Source organism: Halochromatium sp., assembly GCF_054919635.1.
In genome coordinates this window covers 1-7669 of record NZ_JBUDPI010000169.1, presented here as the reverse complement: position 1 = coordinate 7669, position 7669 = coordinate 1, and the positions used below count along the sequence as shown (strand labels likewise).

At 64.2% G+C, this 7669-nt stretch carries 5 protein-coding genes and 1 pseudogene; 5 read left to right on the top strand and 1 reads right to left on the bottom strand.

Translation table 11 applies throughout. The features are described from left to right. From ACY693_RS11225 to ACY693_RS11205, 5 genes are all read left to right on the top strand, one after another. A partial coding sequence (locus tag ACY693_RS11225) for a vitamin B12 dependent-methionine synthase activation domain-containing protein (RefSeq protein WP_462321914.1) occupies nt 1–2431 on the top strand: 2431 nt, incomplete at its 5' end. A gap of 37 nt (nt 2432–2468) precedes the next feature. Then, nucleotides 2469–2594, top strand: coding sequence for a hypothetical protein (locus ACY693_RS11220; RefSeq protein WP_462321913.1), 126 nt, complete (start codon nt 2469–2471; stop codon nt 2592–2594). A 27-nt stretch (nt 2595–2621) separates the two neighbouring features. Then, nucleotides 2622–3107 carry a DUF29 domain-containing protein gene (locus ACY693_RS11215; RefSeq protein ID WP_462321912.1) on the top strand — a complete coding sequence of 162 codons (486 nt, stop codon included), beginning with the start codon at nt 2622–2624 and terminating at the stop codon, nt 3105–3107. A gap of 209 nt (nt 3108–3316) precedes the next feature. Further along, entirely contained in the window at nt 3317–5893 is a 2577-nt protein-coding gene (locus ACY693_RS11210) for a type IA DNA topoisomerase (RefSeq protein WP_462321911.1), read from the top strand. Nucleotides 5894–5958: 65 nt separating this feature from the next. Next, the gene (locus ACY693_RS11205) at nt 5959–6507 is read left to right on the top strand and encodes a Uma2 family endonuclease (RefSeq protein ID WP_462321910.1); all 549 of its coding nucleotides are present in this window, start codon (nt 5959–5961) and stop codon (nt 6505–6507) included. 44 nt (nt 6508–6551) lie between these two features. Here ACY693_RS11205 and ACY693_RS11200 read toward each other — a convergent pair. After that, nucleotides 6552–7669: pseudogene (locus tag ACY693_RS11200) on the bottom strand (hypothetical protein); the annotation flags it as partial.

The window sequence follows — 7669 nt, the reverse complement described above, 5'->3', positions numbered from 1 at the left end:
CGTGATGGCCTTCGATGAGGTCGGCCAGGCCGATACTCAGGCGCGCAAGGTCGAGATCTGCACCCGCGCCTACAAGCTCCTGACTGAGCAGGTCGGCTACCCGGCCGAGGACATCATCTTCGACCCCAATATCTTTGCGGTCGCGACCGGCATCGAGGAGCATAACAACTACGCGGTCGACTTCATCGAGGCCACCCGCGAGATCAAGCAGACCCTGCCGCATGCGAAGGTCTCGGGCGGCGTCTCGAACGTCTCGTTCTCGTTCCGCGGCAACAACCCGGTGCGTGAGGCGATCCATGCCGTGTTCCTGTACCACGCCATCAAGGCGGGCATGGACATGGGCATCGTCAACGCCGGTCAGCTCGCGATCTACGACGATCTGCCTGAGGAGCTACGTGAGGCGGTCGAGGACGTGATCCTCAACCGTCGCGACGACTCGACCGAGCGGCTGCTCGACCTGGCGCCAAAGTACAAGGGCGACGGCTCCAGCGCCGAGAAGGTCGAAGACCTCGAGTGGCGCAGCTGGGAGGTCAACAAGCGGCTGGAGCATTCGCTGGTCAAGGGCATCACCGAATATATCGAAGAGGACACCGAGGCCGCGCGCCAGGCCGCCGAAAAACCGCTGCACGTGATCGAAGGGCCGTTGATGGACGGCATGAACGTGGTCGGCGATCTGTTTGGCGAAGGCAAGATGTTCCTGCCGCAGGTGGTCAAATCGGCGCGCGTGATGAAGAAGGCGGTGGCCTATCTGTTCCCGTACCTCGAGGCCGAGAAGGAGGCCTCTGGCACCCAGCACGAGAGCAACGGCAAGTTCCTGATCGCCACCGTCAAGGGCGACGTGCACGACATCGGCAAGAACATCGTCGGCGTGGTGCTGCAGTGCAACAGCTACGACGTCGTCGATCTGGGCGTCATGGTGCCGACCGAGACCATCCTGCAGCGGGCGCGCGAGGAGAACGCCGACATCATCGGGCTGTCCGGGCTGATCACGCCGTCGCTCGACGAGATGGTCCATGTCGCCAAGGAGATGAAGCGCCAGGGCATGACCCAGCCGCTGCTGATCGGTGGCGCGACCACCTCGAAGGTGCACACCGCGGTGAAGATCGCCCCGCAGCGCGAGGAGCCGGTGATCTATGTGCCGGACGCCTCGCGCGCAGTGGGCGTGGTCTCGAATCTGCTGAGCAAGACCCAGCGCGACGGCTACGTTGCCGGTATCGTCGAGGAGTATGCCGAGGTGCGCGCGAAGCGCGAGGCCAAGGGCAAGACCAGCAAGCTGATGGATATCGTCGCGGCGCGGGCGAACAAGACCGAGATCGACTGGGCGAGCTATGAGCCGCCGAAGCCGGCGATCCTGGCCGCGGGAGCCGAGCCGGGGCAGGGTGGCGATGCGGTCGCATCGGCGAATGAAGCCGACAATGCAGCGGCGGCGAGGTTAGGCGGCGATCCGGCGGCCGCGCTGGCGGCCGCGCTACCAGGGCTCGATGCTAAAGACATCAAGCTCGAGCGTAGTGGCGACGGCGTCATCCTGACCGTCAACAACTATCCGCTCGACGATCTGGTCAACTACATCGACTGGACGCCGTTCTTCAAGGCCTGGGAGCTAGCTGGCAAGTATCCGGCCATCCTTACCGACGAGGTCGTCGGCAAGGAGGCGCAGCAGCTGTTCGATGACGCCGTGCCCTTCCTCGAGCGGATCGTCAAGGAGCGCTGGCTGCAAGCAAGCTGCGTCTGCGGCTTTTTCCCGGCCAATCGGATCGGTGACGACGACATCGCGATCTACTCCGACGAGACCCGCAGCGAGGTCAGCGCTACCCTGCGCATGCTCCGCCAACAGATGCAACGCACCGCCGGCAAGGGTCAGCCGAATGTCAGCCTCGCCGACTATGTGGCCCCGGCGGATTCGCACAAGCGTGACTGGGTTGGCGGCTTTGCAGTCACTGCCGGCATCGGCATCGACGAGCATCTGGAGCGTTTCGAGGCCGATCACGACGACTACAGCTCGATCATGCTCAAGGCCCTGGCCGACCGCCTGGCCGAGGCCTTCGCCGAGCGGCTGCATCAGCTGGTGCGCACAACGCTCTGGGGCTACAAGCCAGATGAAGAGCTCGACAACAACGCGCTGATCGCCGAGAAGTACGAGGGCATCCGCCCGGCACCCGGCTACGCGGCCTGCCCGGATCATACCGAGAAGGGCACCCTCTGGGAGCTGCTCAAGCCCGACGAGCGCATCGGCCTGACCATCACCGAGAGCTTCGCGATGCTGCCCACCGCGGCGGTCTCCGGCTGGTACTTCGCGCATCCGCAGTCGCGTTATTTCGGCACCGGCAAGATCATGAAGGACCAGGTCGAGGACTACGCAGCGCGCAAGGGCTGGACTTTGGAACAGGCCGAGCGCTGGCTATCGCCAGTCTTGGGCTATGATCCGGAGTAGGAGCGCTTTCGCTCAGCGTCGCATCAGGTAACCAACCATGACCGATAACATCGAGCATCTGATCTTGGAGCAGTTTCGTGCCTTACGAAATCAGATCGCAAGCCTTCAAACGGAGATGCGCGGTGAGTTTTCTGAAGATCGCGTTGGATCAGGCCTAGCATGAGCGCTTTCATACACATCACCCATTCCCATGACTGATCTTGCGACGCTGTATCAGACCGACTACAGCGCTTGGGCCAAGCGCAATGCCGAGCTACTGCGTGCGCGGCGCTTCGACGCGCTCGATATCGAGCATTTGTTGGAAGAGCTGAGTGATATGAGCAAGAGCGATCGGCGTGAACTGCACAGCCGGTTGTTGGTGCTGATCGCGCATTTGCTGAAGTGGGAGTTTCAATATCAAAACCTGTCCGAGCGCTGGCGCGAATTCGATGGACGCAGCTGGCGCTCGACCATCATCCAACAGCGTGAGCAGATCGCAGAGCTGTTGAGCGAATCTCCTGGCTTGAAATCCCAGCTTGAGGATGCCGTTACCGGCGCCTATCCTGCCGCCGTCAGGCTCGCGCACAAGGAAACCCGTCTGCCGTTAGCCACCTTCCCTGAGCGCTGTCCCTATGGCGCGGAACAACTGCTGAACGATGATTTCTATCCTGGCACGCCGCCTCCTCTCCAGCCCTAGGTCTTGATCGGGAAAGTGGGCTCCACCGATTGAACCATTCAGGTCACCGGCCATGGCCATGACCGACACCATTGAACCTCTGATCTTGGAGCAGTTTAGCGCCTTACGACATCAGATCTCGAGTCGCCACACAGAGAGGCGCGGCGAGCTTTCGGAGGTCAGGCATCGGTCGGATTGGCTCGAGACCTCGCCTGGCGGCGCTTTAGTCGATGCGCGTCATCGTCGCTGAAAAACCCAGCGTCGCGCGGGATCTCGCGCGCATCGTTGGCGCGCGTGCTCGTCGTGAGGGCTACCTGGAGGGACAGGGTTGGCGCGTGACCTGGGCGTTAGGGCATCTGGTGCATTTCGCCGAGCCGGATGCCTATGGCGAGGCCTGGGCGGGGCGCTGGTCGTTCGCGCAACTGCCGATGCTGCCGGAGCGCTGGCGGCTGCGGACCGACAAGAAGACCGCAGCCCAGTTCAAGGTCGTCAAGGCGCTGCTCACCGACCCCGCAACCGAGCGGGTGATCTGCGCGACCGATGCCGGGCGTGAGGGCGAGCTGATCTTTCGCCTCATCGCCGAGCATGCGCGCTTTCGCAAACCGGTGCAGCGGCTCTGGATCTCGAGCCTGACCGATGCGGCGATCCGCGCTGGCCTCGATCAGCTGCGCGACGGCCATGATTACGATGCGCTGGCGGCTGCAGCACGCGCCCGAGCCCAGGCCGACTGGTTGATCGGCATGAATCTGACCCGTGCCTATACGGTCCACAACCGGGTGCTCTGCACCATCGGCAGGGTACAGACGCCGACCCTGGCGATGATCGTCGCCCGCGATCAGGCTATCGATGCCTTCGTACCAACACCCTTCTATGAACTCACCGCTCAGCTGGCCGAGGGTTTCGAGGCCAAGTACCACAAGCCGCTGCCAAGCCAGTGGGCAGGTCAGCCAGCGAGCAGCGATTCGAGCGAGCATCCGACTCGGCTCGACAACAAGGCCGAGGCTGAGGCTTTGCGCGATCGACTGCGCGAGCGCATTCGCCCGGAGAACCTGGGGACTGTCGTCTCGGTCGAGACGAAGCCACAACGCAACCGCCCACCGCCGTTATTCGACCTCACCACACTGCAGCGCGAGGCCAATCGGCGCTACGGCTTCACCGCGGCCAAGACCCTGGAGCTGGCGCAGAGCCTCTACGAGACCCATAAGCTGATCAGCTATCCGCGCACCGAGAGCCGCCACATCGGCGAGGATCTGGTACCGCAGCTGCCCGGCATCCTGCAGCAGCTCGAGCATCCACTGGCGGGTGAGGCGCTGGCGCGATTGGAGGGCGGTCATCGGCTTGGGCGCGCCTATGTCGACCAGACCAAGCTCACCGATCATCATGCCATCCTGCCGACCGCGACTCGAGCGCCATCTGCGCTGCCCGAGCCATTGCGGCGCATCTATGACCTGGTGGCCGCACGCTTCGTTGCCGTGTTCTTGCCTGATCAGCGCGTCGAGGAGACCCAGGTCGAGCTCGACATCGGCGGCGGGAGCTTTATCGCCAAAGGTCGGGTGGTGGTCGATCCAGGCTGGACGCGCGCTGATCCGCGCCAGCTCGGCCGTCTCGTCCAGTCCGCGTCGGCGGGCACTGATGGACAGCGTTTGGTGTCCCCGAGCGCGAAGGCCGACGACGCATCGCTGCTGCCGGCGTTGACCCAAGGCCAGACAGTCCATGTCACGGCGCTCGAGCTGGCCGAGCGCGAGACCCAGCCGCCGAAGCGTTTCGAGGACGCGACCCTGCTTAACGCCATGAAATACGCCGGTCGCGAGATCGAGGACAAGGCTCTGGCCGCGGCGATGAAGGACGCCGGGCTCGGCACTCCGGCGACCCGCGCCGAGACCATCGAGAAGCTGATCCGCAGCGGCTACGTCGAGCGGCAGCGCAAACAGATTGTGGCGACCGAGAAGGGGCGGGCGCTCATCGGCCTAGTTGCCGAGCCGCTCAAGAGTGCCGAGCTGACTGCCGACTGGGAGCAGCGATTGAAGGATATCGAGGAGGGGCACGCCGAGGCCACGGCCTTCCACGCGGACATCAACCGTTTCGTCACTGAGCTGATCCCGCAGGTCGCGAGAGGTGCTGCTCTACCACTGGAGCGGGCCGCTGCGGCGCGTGCTGCCTCTGCGGCCAGGAAGCCGGGCGGCGCCGGTAAGAGGGGAGGCGCCGGTAAGACGGGCAAGACGGCTCGCCGAGGCACAACGGGAGTGCGGAGTCGCGCTGTTGGGCATCAACCGCAACCGGCTGACTCAGCTGCTGCAAGTCGCAGCCGACAAGCTGGGAAGCGCGCGCGTTCTGCTGCTGGTGATGGTCGCGGCGCCAATCCGACGCAGGCTCCGGCTAAGGCTTCGGCCCAGGGTCGAACCGAAGCCCGAGCCAGCGCGAAGACCAAAGCCACAAGCCGACCCTGGACTGCGCCACCCAACCCGCAAACAGCGACGACAACTGAGTCGCAGAGGGCTGAGGCAGCGGAGATGCCTGCGCTCCTGGTCGAGATGCGTCGCGCCCTAGCGCAGAGACCGTTGCGCTGTCCGAAATGCCAACAAGGCAAGCTCATCGTCGGGCGTCGCGGCTATGGCTGCTCGCGTTGGCGAGAGGGCTGCGGCTTTGTGATCTGGCAGGTCATCGCCGGACACCCGCTCAGCGAGGCCGAGCTGCGGGCCTTGGTCGAGCATGGCAAGACAGCGCCGATCGATGCGCTCCGAGCTGATGACGGCCGTCGAGGCGTGCTCTGTCTTGGTCAAGATGGGCAGGTGGCGCCGGTCTGGTAGAACAGGCTAGGCATTGAGACAATCGGGCGATGATGGTCAAACCGCTAGCGTTGGAGGCATGGCCGATGGAAGCTCGTAAGCTCAAGACAATCGATGATTTGCTGCTGTCCCACCATGAGCGCGTCGAGCTGATCGGTGGTGAGATTGTTCAGCGGCCGATGGCGAGGTTCCAGCATGGGGTGGTGCAGGGCAATGCCCGCGCCGAGCTCAATGCGCTAACTCGCGGTTCCGGCCCAGGAGGCTGGTGGATCGCTACCGAGGTCAGCGTCGCCTACGAGGCGCACGAATGCCCGACTCATGATCTCGCCGGGTGGCGTAAAGAGCGCTTGCCGGGGATGCCGAGCGGCGTGATGGATCGGCCACCGAATTGGGTTTGCGAGATCGTCTCACCCGGCCATGAGCGCAAGGACACGCTGCAGCTTCCGTTGCTGCTGCAGCGCCATCAGGTGCCGCACTACTGGCTGATTTGGCCTGAGGACCGCACCCTGATCGCGCACTGTCTCGAAGACGGGCACTATAAGGTCATCGCCACGCTTAAGGATGAGACCAGTGCGCGCATCCCGCCATTCGAGGCCATCGAGCTGGATCTAGCCTACATGCTCGGTGCCGAATGAGGCGACAGCGGCGCACACCTTCCTTGGCTCGGTGCCCGCTGCCGTTAGCGCACCTCGATGGTCTGGGTGGTTAACACGACGCCGTTGGTGACGTCGACATAGCGAAGCTCATAGCTTCCGGGGTCATTGGGCGCTGTCAGTTGCACGCCATCGCCTTCGTCGGTGCGGATGGATTCTGCGCTGAGCCACTGGAAGGTGCTCTGATCGGCCTCGGCAAGCGCGATGCGATCACGCTCGCCACCAGGTCCGTCCCAACCGATCGTGATCACCTCTCCGGGGGCCGCCGTCGCTGGTGCCGACAGGGAGGCGGCGACCTCTTCGACGATGAGATCGACGCTGGTGACGATCTCGCCGGTCTCGCCGAGTCGATAGCGCAGGCTGTATTCGCCGGCGCTCGGAGGTGCCGTCAGCCGAATGCTATCGTTGCGGTCCGTGCGCTCTTGGGCAATCGGCTCGACATCGGCTGGCGCCCCAGCGACCACGAGCTCGATCCAGTCTTTGCGGCGGTTTGGACCCTCCCAGGTGATGTCCATCGGCGCTCCCGCAACGACCTGCTCGGGCACAGTAATCGAGGCGGAGACGGGAACAACCTCGATCATCGTGCGGCCTAGCACCTTGCGACCTTCCTCGAGCACATAGCGAATCTCATATAGGCCCGGCTCCGGCGGCATTGCCAATTTAAGCGGATTGCCGTTGCGGGTGCGGCTGTATTCGCCAAGCGTCCCGTCCTCGGTGCCCATCGGGACGATGGTCACATAGTCGCTCCCAGTGACGGTTTCATTGCGAGCGACCTCGATGCGCGCGCCGGCGGCGGCTGTATCTGGCGCCTCGAGCGTGATGCTAGTCTCTGTCAGCTCGATCGGCGTGCGGCCGAGGACCTCGCGACCCTCCTCGAGCACGTAGCGCACCTCGTAGAGGCCGGGCTCGGCCGGGGCACGCACATCGATTGGATTGCCGTCGCGGGCGCGGCGATAGTTGCCGACCTCGTCGTCCTTGGCGTCGCGCGCAACGATGGTGATGTAATCGCTGCCGGTGACGGTCTCGCTGCGCTCAATAGGCACCCAAGAGCCTGTTGCCGCGGTCTCAGGCGCGCTGAGCGTAATCTGGGTCTCTGTCAGCTCGATCGGCGTGCGGCCGAGGACCTCGCGACCCTCCTCGAGCA

Coding starts and splice junctions, on each gene's coding strand:
- ACY693_RS11220 (WP_462321913.1), top strand. CDS start 2,469: ATGACCGATAACATCGAGCATCTGATCTTGGAGCAGTTTCGTGCCTTA.
- ACY693_RS11215 (WP_462321912.1), top strand. CDS start 2,622: ATGACTGATCTTGCGACGCTGTATCAGACCGACTACAGCGCTTGGGCC.
- ACY693_RS11210 (WP_462321911.1), top strand. CDS start 3,317: ATGCGCGTCATCGTCGCTGAAAAACCCAGCGTCGCGCGGGATCTCGCG.
- ACY693_RS11205 (WP_462321910.1), top strand. CDS start 5,959: ATGGAAGCTCGTAAGCTCAAGACAATCGATGATTTGCTGCTGTCCCAC.